19 protein-coding genes are annotated in these 17,546 nt (G+C 65.5%); 10 read left to right on the plus strand and 9 right to left on the minus strand.

Annotated elements, in window-relative coordinates:
• Positions 1 to 23 precede the first annotated feature (23 nt).
• The 4 genes from ribB to aat are packed head-to-tail and all read left to right on the plus strand — an operon-like array spanning position 24 to position 2,803.
• A complete protein-coding gene (ribB, locus tag AWT76_RS05635) occupies positions 24 to 1,151 on the plus strand; it encodes a 3,4-dihydroxy-2-butanone-4-phosphate synthase (RefSeq protein ID WP_141655991.1) in 1,128 nt (375 codons plus the stop codon).
• Position 1,152: 1 nt separating this feature from the next.
• A complete protein-coding gene (locus tag AWT76_RS05640) occupies positions 1,153 to 1,695 on the plus strand; it encodes a 6,7-dimethyl-8-ribityllumazine synthase (RefSeq protein ID WP_072245482.1) in 543 nt (180 codons plus the stop codon).
• Entirely contained in the window at positions 1,692 to 2,159 is a 468-nt protein-coding gene (gene nusB, locus AWT76_RS05645; RefSeq protein WP_072245483.1) for a transcription antitermination factor NusB, read from the plus strand. Before AWT76_RS05640 ends, nusB begins: the two co-directional genes overlap by 4 nt.
• A gap of 5 nt (positions 2,160 to 2,164) precedes the next feature.
• Positions 2,165 to 2,803, plus strand: coding sequence for a leucyl/phenylalanyl-tRNA--protein transferase (gene aat / locus AWT76_RS05650; RefSeq protein ID WP_141655892.1), 639 nt, complete (start codon positions 2,165 to 2,167; stop codon positions 2,801 to 2,803).
• Here aat and AWT76_RS05655 read toward each other — a convergent pair.
• Complete coding sequence (locus AWT76_RS05655; protein ID WP_072245484.1) at positions 2,767 to 3,153, minus strand: DUF2155 domain-containing protein; 387 nt, start codon at positions 3,151 to 3,153, stop codon at positions 2,767 to 2,769. The genes aat and AWT76_RS05655 overlap by 37 nt on opposite strands.
• Before the next feature lie 5 nt (positions 3,154 to 3,158).
• Positions 3,159 to 3,533 (minus strand): NADH:ubiquinone oxidoreductase subunit NDUFA12, encoded by a 375-nt coding sequence (locus AWT76_RS05660; RefSeq protein ID WP_072245485.1) that lies wholly within the window; start codon positions 3,531 to 3,533, stop codon positions 3,159 to 3,161.
• 114 nt (positions 3,534 to 3,647) lie between these two features.
• Here AWT76_RS05660 and msrB point away from each other — a divergent pair, with 114 nt between their 5' ends.
• Positions 3,648 to 4,091 carry a peptide-methionine (R)-S-oxide reductase MsrB gene (gene msrB, locus AWT76_RS05665; protein ID WP_072245486.1) on the plus strand — a complete coding sequence of 148 codons (444 nt, stop codon included), beginning with the start codon at positions 3,648 to 3,650 and terminating at the stop codon, positions 4,089 to 4,091.
• Between the two features lie 29 nt (positions 4,092 to 4,120).
• Here the strand turns inward: msrB and AWT76_RS05670 are convergent, their stop codons facing one another.
• A complete protein-coding gene (locus AWT76_RS05670; protein ID WP_072245487.1) occupies positions 4,121 to 4,999 on the minus strand; it encodes a DMT family transporter in 879 nt (292 codons plus the stop codon).
• Positions 4,996 to 5,649, minus strand: a complete 654-nt coding sequence (gene mnmC2 / locus AWT76_RS05675) for a tRNA (5-methylaminomethyl-2-thiouridine)(34)-methyltransferase MnmC2 (RefSeq protein WP_072245488.1) — start codon at positions 5,647 to 5,649, stop codon at positions 4,996 to 4,998. Before mnmC2 ends, AWT76_RS05670 begins: the two co-directional genes overlap by 4 nt.
• Positions 5,650 to 5,708: 59 nt before the next feature.
• Here mnmC2 and AWT76_RS05680 point away from each other — a divergent pair, with 59 nt between their 5' ends.
• Positions 5,709 to 6,737 carry an NAD(P)/FAD-dependent oxidoreductase gene (locus AWT76_RS05680; RefSeq protein ID WP_342667157.1) on the plus strand — a complete coding sequence of 343 codons (1,029 nt, stop codon included), beginning with the start codon at positions 5,709 to 5,711 and terminating at the stop codon, positions 6,735 to 6,737.
• 240 nt (positions 6,738 to 6,977) lie between these two features.
• Here the strand turns inward: AWT76_RS05680 and AWT76_RS05685 are convergent, their stop codons facing one another.
• Genes AWT76_RS05685 through AWT76_RS05700 form a run of 4 tightly spaced genes read right to left on the minus strand, consistent with a single transcriptional unit; the run spans position 6,978 to position 12,530 of the window.
• Complete coding sequence (locus AWT76_RS05685; protein WP_072245490.1) at positions 6,978 to 8,030, minus strand: glycosyltransferase family 4 protein; 1,053 nt, start codon at positions 8,028 to 8,030, stop codon at positions 6,978 to 6,980.
• Entirely contained in the window at positions 8,030 to 9,559 is a 1,530-nt protein-coding gene (locus AWT76_RS05690; RefSeq protein ID WP_072245491.1) for a glucan biosynthesis protein, read from the minus strand. The genes AWT76_RS05685 and AWT76_RS05690 overlap by 1 nt, the downstream gene beginning before the upstream one ends.
• On the minus strand, positions 9,556 to 11,970 hold the full coding sequence (gene mdoH / locus AWT76_RS05695; RefSeq protein WP_072245492.1) for a glucans biosynthesis glucosyltransferase MdoH: 2,415 nt from the start codon (positions 11,968 to 11,970) through the stop codon (positions 9,556 to 9,558). Before mdoH ends, AWT76_RS05690 begins: the two co-directional genes overlap by 4 nt.
• Positions 11,967 to 12,530, minus strand: coding sequence for a cytochrome b (locus tag AWT76_RS05700; protein ID WP_072245493.1), 564 nt, complete (start codon positions 12,528 to 12,530; stop codon positions 11,967 to 11,969). The genes mdoH and AWT76_RS05700 overlap by 4 nt, the downstream gene beginning before the upstream one ends.
• Before the next feature lie 141 nt (positions 12,531 to 12,671).
• On the opposite strand from AWT76_RS05700, the gene AWT76_RS05705 reads away from it, so the two are divergent.
• From AWT76_RS05705 to AWT76_RS05720, 4 genes are read left to right on the plus strand one after another with little or no spacing between them, the layout of a single operon-like run.
• On the plus strand, positions 12,672 to 13,436 hold the full coding sequence (locus AWT76_RS05705) for a CDP-alcohol phosphatidyltransferase family protein (RefSeq protein ID WP_082700121.1): 765 nt from the start codon (positions 12,672 to 12,674) through the stop codon (positions 13,434 to 13,436).
• A complete protein-coding gene (locus tag AWT76_RS05710; RefSeq protein WP_072245494.1) occupies positions 13,433 to 15,040 on the plus strand; it encodes an alkaline phosphatase family protein in 1,608 nt (535 codons plus the stop codon). The genes AWT76_RS05705 and AWT76_RS05710 overlap by 4 nt, the downstream gene beginning before the upstream one ends.
• Entirely contained in the window at positions 15,037 to 15,915 is an 879-nt protein-coding gene (locus AWT76_RS05715; protein ID WP_072245495.1) for a lysylphosphatidylglycerol synthase transmembrane domain-containing protein, read from the plus strand. Before AWT76_RS05710 ends, AWT76_RS05715 begins: the two co-directional genes overlap by 4 nt.
• Positions 15,916 to 15,920: 5 nt before the next feature.
• Positions 15,921 to 16,721, plus strand: a complete 801-nt coding sequence (locus AWT76_RS05720; RefSeq protein WP_082700260.1) for an inositol monophosphatase family protein — start codon at positions 15,921 to 15,923, stop codon at positions 16,719 to 16,721.
• Here AWT76_RS05720 and AWT76_RS05725 read toward each other — a convergent pair.
• The gene (locus tag AWT76_RS05725) at positions 16,711 to 17,448 is read right to left on the minus strand and encodes an FkbM family methyltransferase (RefSeq protein ID WP_245638777.1); all 738 of its coding nucleotides are present in this window, start codon (positions 17,446 to 17,448) and stop codon (positions 16,711 to 16,713) included. The genes AWT76_RS05720 and AWT76_RS05725 overlap by 11 nt on opposite strands.
• Between the last annotated feature and the right edge of the window lie 98 nt (positions 17,449 to 17,546).

The raw sequence follows: 17,546 nt of genomic DNA on the forward strand, positions 1-17,546 counted from the left end.
AGGCAGATAAGGAAGCGCGCAAGATGCAATATGAAAAGCCCGGCGAGGTCGAGCAAAGCTGGCGTGACGCCATATCCTCGACCGAAGAGATCATAGAGGAAGCGCGCAAGGGCCGGATGTTCATCCTTGTGGACCACGAAGACCGCGAGAACGAGGGCGATCTGGTCATTCCCGCGCAGATGGCCACGCCAGAGGCGATCAATTTCATGGCGACCCATGGCAAGGGGCTGATCTGCCTAACCCTGCCGGGCGAACGCATTGACCAGCTTGGCTTGCCGCTGATGGCCTCCAGCAATTCGTCGCGCCATGAAACCGCCTTCACTGTGTCGATAGAGGCGCGCGAAGGCGTGTCCACGGGTATTTCCGCCTATGACCGCGCCCGCACCGTGGCGGTGGCGATTGACCAGTCCAAGGGCGCGGCCGATATTGCCACGCCCGGCCATGTGTTTCCGTTGCGCGCGCGCGATGGCGGCGTGCTGGTGCGCGCGGGCCATACCGAAGCGGCGGTCGATATCTCGCGGCTGGCGGGGCTGAACCCGTCTGGCGTGATCTGCGAGATCATGAAAGAAGACGGCGACATGGCGCGTCTGCCCGACCTTGTGGCCTTTGCACAGAAACACGGTATCAAGATCGGCACGATTGCCGACCTGATCGCCTATCGCCGCCGCCACGACAACCTTGTGCGCAAGATGGCGGAACAGGTCATCACCTCGGAATTCGGGGGCGAATGGCAGATGCGGGTCTATTCCGACACCACCCAAGGCGCAGAGCATGTCGTGCTTATCAAAGGCGACATCACCACGCCCGACCCGGTGCTGGTGCGGATGCATGCGTTCGATCCGCTTTTGGACATGGTTGGCACCGGTGGTCCGGGCCGCGCGGGCGAGTTTTCCGACGCAATGCAGTTGATCGCGGATGAAGGGCGCGGCGTGCTGGTGCTGTTGCGCGACACGCATATGAAGATGGCGATGTCCGATGCCTCGCCCCAGACCTTGCGGCAATACGGGCTTGGCGCACAGATCTTGTCATCCTTGGGCATGCACGACCTTGTGTTGCTGACCAATTCCAAAACCCCGCGTGTGGTCGGGCTGGAAGGCTATGGTCTGTCCATTGTCGGCACCCGCAAAATCCCACCCCGGAAAGGCGCCTGACATGGCTGCAAACGAATCCCATTACAGCTTGCCGCGCCCGTCCTTTGACCGCGCCCCAAAACTGCTGATCGTGGTGGCACCCTATTACAAGGACATCGCCGATCAACTGGTTGCCGGTGCGCGGGCAGAGATTGAAGCGGTCGGCGGCACCCATGACACCATCGAAGTGCCCGGCGCGCTGGAAGTGCCCACCGCCATCGGGCAGGCGTTTCGCATGTCAGATTTCGACGGCTTCGTGGCCTTGGGCTGCGTCATCCGGGGAGAGACGACGCATTACGACACGGTCTGTAATGACAGTTCGCGCGCGATTACGCTGCTGGGCTTGCAAGGGGCTTGCATTGGCAACGGCATTCTGACCGTGGAAAACCGCGCGCAGGCAGAGGTTCGCGCCGACGCCGCTGGCCAGAACAAGGGCGGGGGTGCTGCGGCCGCAGCGTTGCACCTGATCGCACTGGCACGTCGCTGGGGCGGCACGAAGCGTAGCGTGGGCTTCATGCCAAAGGCAGATGAATTCCAGATCGCGACTGGCGGGGACAAGCTATGAAGCTCGATTCCAAAGCCCGCCGTGTTTTGCGCAGCGCTGCGCGTTTCTATGCCGTGCAGGCGCTGTTCCAGATGGAAGCCTCTGACAGTGCCATCGGCACTGTGCTGCGCGAATTCGAGGACCATCGCATCGGCATAGAGGTCGAGGGCGAGGCATGGGCCGAAGCCGATATCAACTTCTTTCGCCGCGTAGTCGAAGCCGCCGTGGACCGTCAGGCGGCCATCGACCAGTTGACCGACCGTGCGCTGGTGGCGAAATGGCCGATTGCCCGCATTGACCCGACCTTGCGCGCGCTGTTCCGCGCCGCCGGGGCCGAGCTGCTGACCACAGAGCGCGACGCCCGCATTATTCTAAGCGAATACGTCACGCTGGCGGGCGATTTCTTCCCCGACTCGCGCGAGCAGAAATTCGTCAACGCGGTTCTGGACCACATGGCGCGCGAGGTGCGCGCGGACGAGTTCTAGGCCCAATGGATCTGCGCCTGACCCCGCGAATGCTGCTGGAAGCCTATCGGTTGGGAACCTTCCCGATGGCCGAAAGCCGCGAGGGGCGGGTGCTGTATTGGTTCGACCCGGTCGCCAGAGGGATCATGCCGCTTGACGGCTTTCACCTGTCACGGTCGCTAGCGCGACACATCCGCGATATGCCATGGCACGTCACGCTGAACACCGATTTCGAAGCTGTGATTGATGGCTGCGCCGACCGCCACAACACTTGGATAAATGCAGAGATCAACGACCTGTTCACCGCGCTGCACCGCATGGGCCATGCGCATGCGCTGGAAGTTCGGGACGGGGACGACCTGATCGGCGGCATCTATGGGCTGGCCATTGGCGGCGCGTTCTGCGGTGAAAGCATGTTCTCGCGCCGCACCAACGCGTCCAAGGTCGCGCTGGCCTATCTGGTCGCGCATCTGAAGCGCTGCGGTTTCGTGCTGTTCGACACGCAATACCTGAACGACCATCTGGCCCGCTTGGGCGGTGTGGAAATTCCCCGCATGGAGTATCGCAAAGCTCTGGCGCAGGCGTTGAAACTGCGGGCCGATATCCGCGCCCACCCGCTGCCCAGCGTTCAGGACGTGATGCAGCTAAGAAGCCAAAGATCGTAACGGGCATGATCCAGCGCGCTTAGCGCCGGGCTAGAGGCGATCATCCACCCGGCAAATAGCGGGGCATCCGCGCGGGTATCCTGCACCTCTATCCACGCATAGGCTTCGCCGGTCGGGTTGTCATCGGGGTAGCGGCATTCGGACATCGTGACCTGTAAATGACCGATCATGTCGCTTTCACCATTCATCAGCCGAATATCGCGGCTGTTGCCCGCTACCTTGTCCAAGCCGCGCAACATTGCACCTTCGCCGGTCAGCACGCGTTCGGGCTGGCCGGGAATGGCAATGTCTTGCGCGGGCAGTGTGGCGGGTGCCAAAGCGCAGACCATGGCTAGGACAAGGGCACGCATGGGGGTTATTCCGGGCTCCAGGCCTCGTAGTCGCTGCGCTCGGTCGGCTGCGCACGACGAATGGACCCGGCGGGCGCATAGGCCAGCGCGGTGCCGGTCAGGTTTTCCTGATGCGGCTTTTCCCATGCTTTGTGGGGCAATGGTTTGTCGGTTGGCGGTTCGTCCCATGTATGGTGCAGCCAGCCATGCCAGTCAGGCGAGACGCGGCTGGCCTCAGATTCGCCATTATAGATGACCCAGCGCTTCTTCTTGTCGCGCGTTTGGTAGAAGATATTGCCTTGATCGTCTTCGCCCACTTTCACGCCGTTACGCCATGTGAAGAACGCGGTGTTCAGCGTGGATGTGTTCCACCATGTCAGTAAGCGCAGCAGGAATTTCATGGGGCACCTGTTCCGGTCATGTTTGCCCGCTTATGCACCAGCCAAGGGCGGAAATCCAGACCCTTGCACGCGGGCGCGGCGGGGCTAAATCTAGTATGGAAACCGGAGAGAGCCATGCCCAAATACGAACGCCGCCCCGAAGTGATCGATGCGCTAACCCCCGAGCAATACCGCGTGACGCAGGAAAACGGCACCGAACGCCCATGGACGGGGGCGTACAATGACGAAAAACGCGCGGGGATCTATGTTGATATCGTCTCGGGAGAGCCGTTATTCGCGTCATCCGACAAGTTCGAATCGGGTTGCGGCTGGCCCAGTTTTACCAAACCGCTCGAGCCTGAGCATGTGACAGAGCTGCCCGATAACAGCCTTGGCATGCGGCGGGTCGAGGTGCGTTCCAAGCATGGCGACAGCCATTTGGGCCATGTGTTCAATGACGGACCGCGCGACCGCGGTGGTTTGCGCTATTGCATCAATTCTGCGTCACTGCGCTTCATCCCGCGCGAGGAGATGGCGGCAGAGGGCTATGGCGCATATTTGGATCAGGTCGAGGGGTAGGCGCGACGCGCGCCGCCCATGACCCGCGCCTAACTTGGCGCTTTGCCCGCTTGCCGTGCGCGCCAGAGCGTGAACACGCCCGCGCCGACCACGACCGCCGCACCAAGGGCCACGTTCAGCCGCAGGGTTTCGTCAAACAGCATAATCCCCAAGCCGGTCGCGAAGGGCAGTTGCAAATAGGCAAAGGGCTGCACCGCGCTGGCCTCTGCCAGTTCATAGGCGCGGATCAGCAGGAAATGGCTGAAGGCGGAACTGACGCAAAGCGCCCCCATCCAGACCCAATCGCCCGGCGCCATCGGTTCCCAGAACCAGATGCCCACGGCGGTCATGGCGACCGCGCCCACCGTGCCGGTCCAGAAGAAACTGACCGCCGCCGGGTCTTGCCGCCCGACATAGCGTGTCAGCAACCCGTAAAGCGCGAACATGGTCGCAGCCAGCAAGGGCACAAGCGCTTCAATCTGGAACACGCCATAGCCCGGTTGCAAGATGATCAGCACGCCTACGAACCCGATGCCAATTGCGGCCCAGCGCCGCCAGCCGACGTTTTCGCCCAAGATCGGGCCGGACAGCGCCGCAATCAGCAGCGGGTAGACCGCGAATACGGCATGCGCCTCTGTCAGGCCCAGCAGCACGAAAGCCGTGACCATGACGCACACCTCTGCCGCCAGAATCAGCCCGCGCAAAGCTTGGACAATGGGTTGCTTGGTGGCTGCCGCGCGGCGCAGCCCCCCGGCCTTGCGCGTGGCCACCGCGATCACGAAGGCCCCGAAGAACCAATAGCGGATCATGATAATCATCAGCACGTTGTATTCGCCCGCCAGATGCCGCGAGAACGCGTCTTGCAGCGCGAAGATCAGCGCGACCGCGACCATCAGCCAGATGCCCTTGGTGGTGTCCTGTTCGGTCATGGCAGGATGCCCCGGCTCATATGTCGTTTGCGCCCGAAGCCCGGCGCGCGGGTAACGCTAAAACCTGCATCCGCCAAAGCCCGGCGCACCGCCCCTGCCGCCGTGTAGGTGGCGAATGTGCCGCCGCGATTGGTGTGGCGCGCGACCTCTGCCATGATCTCTGGTGCCCACATCTCGGGGTTCTTGGCTGGCGAAAACCCGTCCAGATACCATGCATCTGCGCGGCCTTGCCATGCCGGCAGGGTGGTGGCGATGTCGCCCACGATCACCTCGACCGCCACCGCGCCAAGCGTGAAGGCGCGCGCCCCGCTGGCCCATGCGGTGACAAGCGCGCTTGCCTCCAGCTCTGGAAAGGCCGCCAAGGCGCGGGCCATGTCAGCCGCGGTCATGGGGAAGGCTTCGAAACTGGTGTAGCGGATCGGGACAGGGGGCGACGCGGCAACCGTGGCCAGCAGGTTCAAACCGGTGCCAAAGCCCAATTCGGCAATGTGAAAACCGGGGACCGCACGCGCGGGCAGGTCGTTTCCGGCCAAAAACACATGCCTTGTTTCCGCCAGCCCATCGGCCAGCGAGAAATACGGGTCATCGAACCGGCGCGCCACCGGGATCGTCCCGTCCCGCCATTCCAACTCTGCGCTCTGGTCCTGCATGGGCGTCTGCTTTATGTCACATGTTCAGCAAGTCATGGCGGGGACGCAGGGAAATGACAATGGCCGATGTGACGATCATGGGGGCAGGGGTCTTCGGTCTGACGGTGGCGCTGGCCTGCGCTGACCGGGGTGCGCGCGTGCGGGTGATCGAAAAGCGCGCCCCCGGTGCCGGGTCCAGCGGCGGGATTGTCGGCGCGCTGGCCCCGCATGTGCCAGAGAACTGGAACGCCAAGAAAGCCATGCAGTTCGAAGCCCTGCGCATGGCCGAACACTACTGGGCCGATATCGCCGCGCGCGGCGGCGTCGATCCGGGCTATGCCCGCACGGGGCGCGTGCAGCCCTTGGCGCATGGCGCGGTCGATCTGGCCCGCTCACGCGAAGCGCAGGCCCGCGATCTGTGGCAGGGCTTTGCCACATGGCGCGTGCTGCCCGTGGCGGATGCGCCGGGGCTGGCGGTGGACGCGCCCTCGGGCTTTGTGGTGCATGACACATTGACCGCGCGGCTGCACCCGCGCCGGGCAGGCGCGGCGCTGGTGGCGGCGCTGTCCGCCCAAGGTGTGACGGTCGAACAAGGTGACTCGCCCCAAGGCGGCACCGTGATCTGGGCCACGGGGTATGAGGGGCTGGCGGACCTGTCCCGCGATCTGGCCCGCAACATGGGCGGCGGGGTGAAAGGGCAATCCTTGCTTCTGGCCCATGCTGCCCCAAACCTGCCGCAGGTTTTTGCCGAAGGGCTGCATATTGTGCCCCATGCCGATGGGACAGTTGCCATCGGGTCCACCAGCGAGCGCGAATTCGACGCCCCCGACACGACCGATGCGCAATGCGAGGCGCTTCTTGCCCGTGCACGTGCCGCCTGTCCCGAACTGGCAAAAGCCGCAGTCATCGCGCGCTGGGCCGGGGTGCGCCCGCGCGCCCAATCGCGCGCCCCGCTGATGGGGGCATGGCCGGGCCGCGATGGGCATTTCGTATTCAACGGCGGTTTCAAGATCGGCTTTGCCATGGCACCGGCGCTGGCGCAGATCATGGCCGATCTGGTTCTGGACCGGCGCGACCGCGTGCCAGACGGGTTCGGGCTGGTTGCCTAACCGGGTCGGGCAAAGCCGCGCCGCAGGCAAAACATGCAATTAGTGCCGAAATGGCTAAGCTTAGCCGCAGCACCATGAATTCGTTGCGAGAGAGGATCTTGATACGAACACATTGTCGGCAGCCCACCGGGCGGCATCTAGCTTCCTTGCCATGCCTTCTCGCCGCTTTGCTGTTTCTGGTATTTGGCGCGATTGCCTTGCTTCGGCGGGGCCATGTGTCAGAAGCAATGGCCTATGGCGCTAACCCTGCGGTGACAATGCAGCCTTGACCGCCCCTGCCAGAATGCTGGCCGTGTCCTTCCACCCGGGCAGACAGGCGGCGCGCGCTAGGCTTTGCGCGCTTAGCCGCGCGTGCAGGTCAGCATCGCTGAGGACTGCGCGCAAATGGGCGGCGAAGGCGGACGCGTCACCCGGCGGGGCCAGCAGGCCACTGCCGTCCAGCGCTTCGGGCACGGCCCCCGTGGCGCAGGAAATCACCGGCAAGCCATGCTGTTGCGCTTCTGACAGGACCATGCCGTAGCCCTCGTAGCGGGTGGCCAGCGCAAACAGGCTGGCTTGGGCATAAAGCGCGGCTAAAGCGTCGGCGTCCAGTTCACCGGGCAGCATGACACGGTCGGTCAAGCCCAACGCCCTGCGCAGACCCTGCAATTCTGCGACATGGTCGGCCTCATGGTGGCGGCCCACGATCACCGCGCGCCAGTCCAGATCGGCAACCGCACCCAGCGCGCGCAACAGCACGTCATGGCCCTTGCGGTGGCAGAGCAGCCCGACCGACAGGATCAGCGGCGGCCCGTCAGTGGCGGCAGGGGCGCGCGGGGGCGCAGGCTGGAAGCCCGGATGGGCGACATGAATGCGGCTGGCTGGCACACCGAACTGGTCGCGCAGCAGCCCGCCCACATGCGCTGAGGGCACGACCACCTGCGCTGCATAGGCCAAATTCGCCCGCTCGCGCGCGTGCAGGTCTGTGGCAAGATCGGGCGACAGGCCCGGCTCCAGCGCAAGCGGGTGATGCACAAGCGCAATCATGGGGCGCGCCAGCGTTGCGACACATCTTTCGGAAAAGGCGCCAAAGGCCAGACCGTCGATCACCACCGGGCACCCGGCGGGCAGCGCTCCCAAGCGCGCCAAGGCCGCGCTTTCTTGCGCCTTGGTCTGGTTCGGCCAATCCCCGGGCAGCGCTATCAGCGTCACGTCCTGCCCGGCAGCGCGCAGGGCGTCAATCACCTTGCGATCATAAAGCGTGCCACCGGTGCGCGCCTCTGGGTCGCCCGGTATGGCAAAGGCCAGTTGCATCAGACACCCCCGTCCACGGTTCGGGTCCAGCGGTGCAGCCAGACCGGTGCCAGTGGCGTGCCATCCTGCGCGCGCAGGCGCAAGCGCAATTCCGCGACCTCTTGGCCGGGGCGGGGTGTGAAGACGAAACTCGCGCGCCAGCCTTCCGCCCGCGCCGCCAACGGGTAGAGCGCTTCGCCCGTGACCGCGCCCGGTGCAGCGCCCGCCACCTCTAGCCGCGCGCCCGACATATCGGGCATTGGCCCGGTTTCGGTGTAGTCAATGACAAACAGCCGGGCATCACCTGCATTCGGCTCTAGCCCCGAAGCGCTGCGCACGGGCGATAACGGTTCCGGCCGCGGCGGCAATGTGGCCGGGCCGGGCGCGGTAAAGTCCAGCCGGTAGTCGAAACGATGTGCGCCGGGGTCCAGCACCCGGTCGGGACGCCAGAACACCACGATATTGTCGGCAAATTCGTTCTCGGTCGGGATTTCCAGCAACATCACCGCACCTGCGCCCCAATCGCCCCGTGGCGTGACAAACCCTGAGGGGCGGCGGTGATAGGCCCCTTCCTGATCTCGGAACCGTTCGAAATCGGTCGGCATTTGCACCAGCCCGAAACCGCGCGGGCCGGAATCTGAAAAGGCCGACATCTGCACCTGCGCCGGGTTGGCCAGCGGGCGCCATAGCCGTTCGCCTGCGCCATTGTCGATGACAAGCGTGTCGCTGTCATGCACGGCGGGGCGAAAATCGTCGATCCGGGCAGGGCCCATGTCACTGTGCTGGAACATGGATGTCAGCGGGGCGATCCCGGCATCCGCCAGCGGCACGCGCGGGAACAGGTGCAAGGCGCACTCCAGAACCGTGCGCGTGCCGGGGCGCAGCGTGGCAACCAGCGCGGCGCTGGCGCGCGTGCTGTCGATCAGACAACCAAAGCGCAGGTCAGCTTGCGTGCCGAACACTTCGATCCGGGTAAAGCGCGGAAATTCCTCTGGCGCAGGCCCGCCGGTGCCCAGCGCCAGTGCGCGCGCTGACAGGCCATAGACCGTATCCTTGGCAAGCGCCCGGAAATAGCTGGCGCCTTGCAACACCAGAACGTCATCCCAACGGTCGGGCACGTTCAGCCTATGGCGCAAGCGCAGCCCGGAAAAGCCCATATCTGCGGCATCTTGCGTGGCGGCATCGGCGGTAAAATACCGCTGGTCAAATGTATAAAGCGCAGGCGAGAAGCGCGTGTCATGCCCCGGAAGGCCAATCGCCACGGGTTCACGAAACAGCCAGCCCGGTGGCAACAGGTCGGCGCGATAGTCCGATCCCAGCGCCAGATCGCCGCTGACCCCCGGTCGCGTGCGAATGCCGCGATAGCTGTCATAGTTGGCACGCTCAAAGGGCGCGGACAGCTTGGTCGTGTCGGGGCGGTAAGGGCGGCCCGCGATGGCCCGCGCGGTTTCGATCAGGCGGTGTTCGGCGTCCTGATCCTGCGCCCGCGACATCACCGGCGGCAGCGCCAGACTGGCCGCGCTGCCCCATAAAAAGGCCCGCCGTTTCATGCTGCCGTGTCCGTCCTATCTTGGGGCAGGCGCGCCGCCTGCGGGGCGCGCAGAACCAGAAGCGTGTAACGCATGATCCCCTGTCGGTAGGCTTCGGTCAGGGCATTGCCGCCGATCATGTTGGAAAACAACGGATGCCCATGCAGCCCGAAGCGCTCTGCCATGGGCCCGGCCAGCCGCAAGGCGCGGTCCCGCCAGCGGGTCAGGTGCAGATAGTGGCTTAGGTCACGCTCTGCCAGCAGGTCATAGCCCAGCTCTTCGGCTTGCGCGGCAATGGTGCGGCTGGCGCTGACATGGCCCAGACGCCAGCCCTTGCGGAAACTGTCGATCAACCGGGCGTGGTCTGGGGGCAGTGCATCTATGTCCGCCAACATGTCATCAACCAACACCAGCACGCCGCCGGGGGCCAGATGGTCCAGCGCCGCGCGCAAGAACGCCTCGGCGCTGGGGGCGTGGACATGGCTTTCGACGGCGACCGCGACGTCGGCCTTGTGCAGGCTGGCATGGCGCGTGAAATCGGCTTGCAGGAAATGGCAGCGCTCGGCCAACCCCTGCGCGCGGGCATGGTCCCGCGCAAGGCGCACTTGCTCGGCGCTCAGGGTCAGGCCCGAAAAGCGGGTCTCCGGCCAGCGGCGCGCCAGCTGAAACACCGTCCCGCCCACGCCACAGCCAAGGTCGCACAGGTGCTCTGGCACACGTCCCAGCGCCTGCTCGGCAGCCTTGGCGATCAGCGTGTTGACATGGGCAGCCGCTTGTTCCGAGGTTGTAACACCATCGGCCCAGAGCGGTCGGTGAATCGCCAACGCCTTGCCACTGCCGCCAACGACCAGAAAGCGCTTTGTGCTGGTGTCGTAATAGGCGGCGACCGCGTTGGGGCGCGCCGGGGCATCAAACCAGGCCAAAAGCCAAGGCGCGGCCAGCAGCGGCACGACCACCGGCAGAACCATCGCGCCCGACAGTGCCGCACTAGCACCAGAGGCCAGCAGAGCCTGCGGCAGGGTGACGGCCAGCAAGATCACCAGCCCCGCAACCTGCGCGCTGCGTCCGGGTGTGTCGCGGCGCGCGCGTGCTATGCCGGATGGCTGCCAGCCAGCATCGCGCCCGGCCAGCACGGCCGCGACATGCCCGGCGCGTCGCAGCATCCAGATCGGCGCGATGACCGTTGACAGGGCCAACTCTGCCAAGAACCCGCGCAGCACAGTGCCGGGGCGGCGCGCAAGCAGGCGGCGCAACCGGGCCAATCCGGCCAATTTGGGCACCAGCAGCACCGTTAGCATGGCGCTTAGGGCAACCCATGCTTCGGGCCGGGCATGGACCGCGCCAGAGCCAAGCAGCAGCACCAGCGCCAGCCAGATCGGCGCGGACAGGTAGGATTGAATGCCAGCCAACAAATGCAGGCGGCTGCCGACATGCAGCCCGCGCGCGCCCACAAAGCGCATATGTTGCAGATTGCCCTGCGCCCAGCGACGGTCGCGCGCGGTATAGGCGCTTGTGGTGGTGGGCGCGTCCTCTGCGCTGCCGCGCATGTCGGGGCAGATGCGCAAGTCCCACCCGGCAGCGCGCATAAGCGCAGCCTCGACGAAATCATGGCTCAGGATCGGCCCGCCAAGAGGCGCGCGCCCGGGCAAGGCGGGCAGATCGGCCACCTTGCGATAGGCCGCAACCCGCAGCAGGGCATTATGCCCCCAGTAATTGCCGCAGGCGCCGCTGATCTGGGCCAGCCCGCTGGTAAAAACCGGGCCTGTCATCCGCACCGACAGGCGTTGCAACCGCGCCAGCCGGGTAGGGCCGGGGCGCAGCGCGATCCCGGCCTGCAACAGCCCAAGTCGCGGGTTGCGCGCCATGATCCGGCGCATTCGGGCCAGCCGTTCCACGGTCAGGCTGCTATCGGCATCCAGCACCAGCATTGTGTCGAAATCGTCACCATGTTCGGCCAGCCAATCGCGCAAGTTGCCGGGCTTGCGCCCTTTTGGCGCCGCGCGGTTGCGGTAGATCACGCCGGGCAGCGCGCCGAACAGGTCACGCTCCAGCGCGACCGCATCTGCATCGGCGGTGTCAGACAGGATGAAAACCTGCGTTCGCAGCGCCTCTGGGCGGGTTTGCAGGGCGGTCATGAAATCGCGGGCACGCGCGGCCAAGGAGTCCGGCGCTTCGCCGCAGATCAGCCACAAGACGGCGCAGTGGTCATCCGGGGTGGTGCTGACCTCGGGCAAAGGTCCGGCTTGGCGCAGGCCCAGCAGGGCGGTGACAGCCGCCGCGGACAAGGCCAATGCATTCGCGGCAAATAACACAGAAACCATGACAGCCAGCGCGGGCGCGGTCGCCGCATGGTCTATTCCGGCCCAGAACAGCCCAGATAGCCCTGCGGTCAGGCCAAGGATACCGACAAAGGGGAGCGATGCGCGGCTCATACCCGACCGCGCCCAAACGGGGGCCAGATCCGGTCAAACACCCCATCGCGCAGGCGCAGATGGTTCAGCCCCGCCGCGATATGCGCCAAGATCAGGGCCGCCAAGGCATAGCGCGCCGTGCCATGGACCCATTTCGCCGTGTCCGCCAGCGCATCCGAGCGCGGCACAAGGGGCGGAAAGCCGATGGCGTCCAGCATCTCTATCGGGAAACCGCCCGCGCGGACACGGATATAGCCGCTGATCGCCATGACAAGCAGCAGGGCATAAAGCGCGCCATGCGCCAGCCGCGCAATGCGCGCTTGCAGTGGCGGCACGCTGGCAGGCAGTGGCGGCGCGGGTGCCCAGACCCGCCATACCAGCCGCAAGACCACCAACGCCAAAATGAAAACCCCGCCATTCTTGTGCAGTATGAACAGCGTGTTCTGCAAATCGCGCGAAAGGCCATCCTGCAACATCACAACCCCGATGGGAAGTGTCGTGAGGACCAGTACCGCGACGATCCAATGCAGGGCGCGGCTTGTGGCGGCATAGCGGGCCGGTCTGAAGGTCAGGTCGGTCATGGATGCTCCCGGCGGTGTGGAACGTGCTACATCTCGCGTAAAAGCTAGGCCGCGCCCGGAAAAGGCAAACTCGCGTGATCGTGCGGGTTTAAGGCCAATTTCGGCATTGATCCTTGCGTCGATGGGCTAAATCGACACAGCATGACAAGACCCGACAAACCCTTTGGCACCACCGTTGCCCCGCAAGCCTTGCGGCAAGCTTGGGTTGCTGTCGCGGCCGGCCTGCCGCTGGCGGCGGGCGGCGCGTTCGGTCTGGCCAGCCACGGTGGCGCAGAGCATGCGGCGGTTGCGGCACTTCTGGCAGCCTGCATGGTGCTGCCCGCCGGCGTGCTGGTGCTGCGTGGATTTCAACGGCTGGCCTATCCGCACGCGCGGCTGGGGATGTGCAATATCGTGACGCTGATGCGCGGTGCGGTCATCGCGGCGCTTGCCGGGTTGCTGGCTGTGCCCGATGCGCTGGCCGTGCTTGGATACCCGCTTGCCGCTTTGGCAGCACTTGTGCTGGCGCTTGATGGGGTCGATGGGTGGGCTGCGCGCCGTGCCGGGCTTGCCTCGCATTTCGGGGCACGGCTGGACGTGGAAACCGACGTGGCCTTCGCGCTGGTGATGGCCGCGCTTGCAGTTGCGCTCGACAAGGTGGGGCCATGGTTCTTGCTTCTGGGCCTGCTGCGCCCGATCTTTTTGCTGGGCGGGCTTGTCTGGCCATGGTTGCACGGCCCGCTTGCGCCGTCACAGCGCCGCCGTTTCGTGGCAGGCCTGCAAATGGGCGGGCAGGTTTGTTTGCTGTTGCCGGTGCTAAGCGGGGCGCTGGCGCAGGGTCTGGGCCTTGCGATTCTGACGGTCGTGCTGGCGTCTTTCCTGTATGATATCCGGAGCCTACACGCGCAGGCGGAACGACAGCCATGAAACTTGGCGCGGCTCTGGCCATCTTGTATTTGGTGCTGGTCCAGCCCAACCATCCACAGGCGATGACATGGGGTGCGCTGGCGGTCTTCCCGCTGGAATTGCCGGTCATCGTGGCGGCGTTGCTGGCGCTGGGGTCGGGACGGGCGGCAACGGCACTGCGCATCGCGCTGATTGCGGTGGTCTGGGTCATCTTGTTGCTGAAACTGGCCGATTTCGCGACCTTCATGGCGTTCAACCGGGGTTTCAACCTTGTTGTGGATTACCACCTTTTGCCCGCCGCATGGATGCTGGCGGAAGGCAGCCTTGGTGCCGGTCTGGCATGGTTGGCACTGGGCGCGGCGGTTTTGGCGCTGGGCGGTCTTGCATGGGGGCTATGGTGGGCCACCGGCGTTTTGGCCGCGCTGCGCTTGCCACGGGCGGCGCGCATTCTGGCCTTGGCGCTTGCCCCGGTGACCGCTGCCGTTGCCGTGGCAGAGATCGGCGCGGCACGCGGCGCGTGGTCCTTGCCAGAGGCGATCGACCCACCCGGCGCGGCCTTTACCGCGCGGGTCGGGCTGGAACGCGCAGAACAGGCGCTGATCGCGCGGCAGGATCTTGCACGCTTTGCACAAGCCGCGCAGCGCGATCCGATGCGCGACCGCGCCCCGCAACTGGACGCGCTTGGCCCGCGTGACCTGATCCTGATCTATGTTGAAAGCTATGGCCGCTCCAGCCATGACAACCCGCTATATGCCCAGACCCACCGTGACACCCTGCGCAAGGCGCAGGACAAAATCGCGCAGGCCGGGATGGCCATGCGCTCGGGTTGGGCGCGTGCGCCGATGGTGGGCGGGCAAAGCTGGTTGACACATGGCTCTGTCGCCTCTGGCCTGTGGCTGGACACCCAATCGCGCTACCGCGCGCTTCTGGCCAGCCCGCGCCGGACCTTGTTTCATTTCGCAGCCCAAGCCGGGCGGCGTAATGTGGCGATCATGCCGGCGCATGTGTTGCCATGGCCGGAAGGGTCTTATTTCGGGTTTGACGCGATTTATAACGCAGATGATCTTGGCTATCAGGGCCAGCCATTCAATTGGGTGACGATGCCCGACCAGTTCACGCTGGCGGCTTTCGAGCGGCTGGAGCTGTCGCGCCCCGACCGCGCCCCGCTGGTGGCCCAGATCGCGCTCGTCTCGTCCCACGCGCCTTGGGTGCCGGTGCCCGAACTGTTGCCATGGGACACGCTGGGGGACGGGCAGGAATTCGACCAATGGGCGCTGTCGGGTGATCCGCCAGAGGTCGTCTGGCGCGATCACGACCGGGTGCGCGACCAGTTTCGGCAGGCGATTGATTACAGCCTTGAAACCGTCGGGGATTGGGCCGCGCGCCAAGGCGACCGCGCCCCGCTGATCGTGGTCATGGGCGACCATGAACCGGCACGCTTCGTGTCGGGGGTGGAGGGGTTCGATGTGCCGTTGCACATCATCGGCCCGGCCGACCTTGTGGCCCGATTTGACGGTTTGGATTGGGCCGCAGGGCTGTTGCCCGACCCAGCGACCCCAAGCCTGCCCATGGATGCGCTGCGCGACCTGTTGCTGTCGCGCCTGAGTGCAGAGCCCGCACCATGAGCGCGCGGGCATGTCGCGCGATGGCCACGCTGGCGGTTCTGGCGGCGGTGGTCTGGCTTGCGGGACCAAGCCTGCTGCTAGAGCGGCTGAGCACGGCCAATGCCGCATGGGTGGCGTTGGCGGCGCTGATGCTGGTTGCGCAAATATGGCTGTCGGCGCTTCGCTGGCAGGTGACCGCACAGGCGCTGGGCACGCCCGTCCCGCGCGGCTGGGCAATTGCGGAATACCACCTGTCGGTTCTGGGCAATACGCTTTTGCCGGGGGGGGTCATGGGCGATCTGGGCCGTGCGGCGCGCGCGCGGGGCAGCATGGGGGGGTGGCGCCCCGCCGCCGCCTCTGTGGTGCTGGAGCGGTTGGCCGGACAGATCGCGCTGCTTTTGGTCGGCCTTGCAGGGTCGTGCTGGTGGCTTGGCACGCGCTTTGGCGCCCCGGCAGCGGTTGCGGTGCTGATCGGCAGCGCGGCGGTGCTTGCCGCGCTGATCGGCGTCACGCCCCGGCGCTGGCGCGCTTTGCTGCATCGGGCATGGGGCAGCCATGCGGCTGCACAGATCGGGCTCAGCGCGCTGGTGCTGGCCTGCAACCTGCTGGGCGTCTGGACGGCGGCGCGGGCGGTTGGTGTGTCGCTGGACATGGGGCAGGCGCTGTTCGTCATTCCGCTGACCTTGTTGGCCATGCTGGTGCCGCTGACCGTCAATGGCTGGGGCCTGCGCGAAGGGCTTGCAGCCGGGCTGTGGCCGCTGGTGGGTGTGTCCGCATCCGACGCGGTGGCGGCAAGTGTCGCCTTCGGGCTATGTGCCGTTCTTGCGGCGCTGAGCGGGCTTGTGCCTTTGGCGCAGCGCCTTTGGGGCGCGCGGCGTGACAAATTGAGGACATGAACACAATGGCCATGCCACACGATCCGGCGCTAGACGCCGCCCTTGCTGCCGCGCGCGACGCAGGCAGGCTTTTGCTTCAGATGCGGCAGGGGCAAGACGGGCTTTCCCCGCGCAGCAAACGAGCGGGGGATTTCGTGTCAGAGGCCGATCTGCGCGCCGAATCGTTGTTGCGCACGCGCCTGTGCGGCCCCGATGACCATTGGCTGGGCGAGGAAACCGGCACGCCCCCGCGCGCCGCGTCGCAGGTCTGGATCGTGGACCCGTTGGATGGCACCACCAATTACCTGCGCGGTATCGGGCATTGGGCAGTATCCATCGCGCTAGAGGTCGATGGCATGCGCATCATGGGTGTTGTCTATGACCCATCGCGTGATGAATGTTTCTGCGCCTTGGCGGGGCAGGGCGCGTGGCTGAATGGCGCGCCGATCCGGGTTTCTGACACCGCTATCCTGCGCGATGCCTTGTTCGGAACCGGCATTCCGTTTGGGACCATGGACCATATCGCGGATCATGCCGCCGATATCGCCCGGCTTGCCCCGCATTGCGCGGGCCTGCGCCGGATGGGGGCGGCGGCGCTGGATCTGGCCTATGTCGCCTGCGGGCGGCTGGACGGGTTCTGGGAGCGCCGCTTGCAGCCTTGGGACATTGCTGCGGGGCTGGTTCTGCTGCAACAGGCGGGCGCGGTTGTCGCGGGGCTGGACCCCGGCCTGCCCCCCGAACAGACCGGCACGGTGCTGACTGCGGCGCCGGGTGTGTTCCAGCCTTTCGCGCAAATTTTGCGCGCGGGCCAAGACGTTACGTCGTGATCCGCCGCGCGTAAATGTCGCCCGACCCGCTATCGGGTGCCTGTCGGGCCAGCCATGCGCGCAGTTGCGCAAGGTCGCGCCAGTCGGGCCAGTCAAAGCCCGCATTCTCGCCCCGCACCACGTTGAATTCATAAGTGCCCAGCTCTGCCAGACGCGCCAACACCGCCGCACTGGCCTGCGGCAGGCCCGGCAGGTATTCGAAAGACACAAGGTCCACCGGCTGGCTAAGACCGGACAGCACCTCTGCCTCATAGCCTTCCACGTCGATCTTGATGTAACGCGGCAGGCCATGCGCGGCAATCATCGCATCCAGCGTGGTCACATGCACTTCGGCGCGACTGTCCCAGCGGACATGTTCGAAGCCGGGCATGGCGCGGGCCTCGTCGGGCAAGCTGTCGCGCAAGGAGGACACGGTCGGATGGCGCCGCGATACCGCCATTTGCGCGCGCGACTCTGCCCGGCCCAGCGCAGCTTCAACCAGCACGATATCGCGCGGCAAGGCCCAGCGCAGGAAACGCGCAAAGACCGGCTGCGGTTCGAAGGCGATCACGCGCGCCCCGTAATGCCGCATGGCCCGCGCGCGGGTGCCCACATGCGCGCCCACATCAAAGGCTAGGTCGCCCGGTCCGATAAGCTCGCGATATAAGGCGCGGTTTCTGCGCATCAGCGCCGGGTTGTAGTAAATCACCACCGACCGCAAGACGCCTAGAATACTGCTCAACTGCACCGCGCACCCCCTGCTTCAGACACCGTTTAACTAGGCCCATTGCCAATATATCCAGCCAGTGCGCCACTGTTTTTCAAGATGGCCCAGTCTTGGCACAG

Source organism: Roseibaca calidilacus, assembly GCF_001517585.1.
In the GTDB taxonomy this organism is placed as follows: domain Bacteria; phylum Pseudomonadota; class Alphaproteobacteria; order Rhodobacterales; family Rhodobacteraceae; genus Roseinatronobacter; species Roseinatronobacter calidilacus.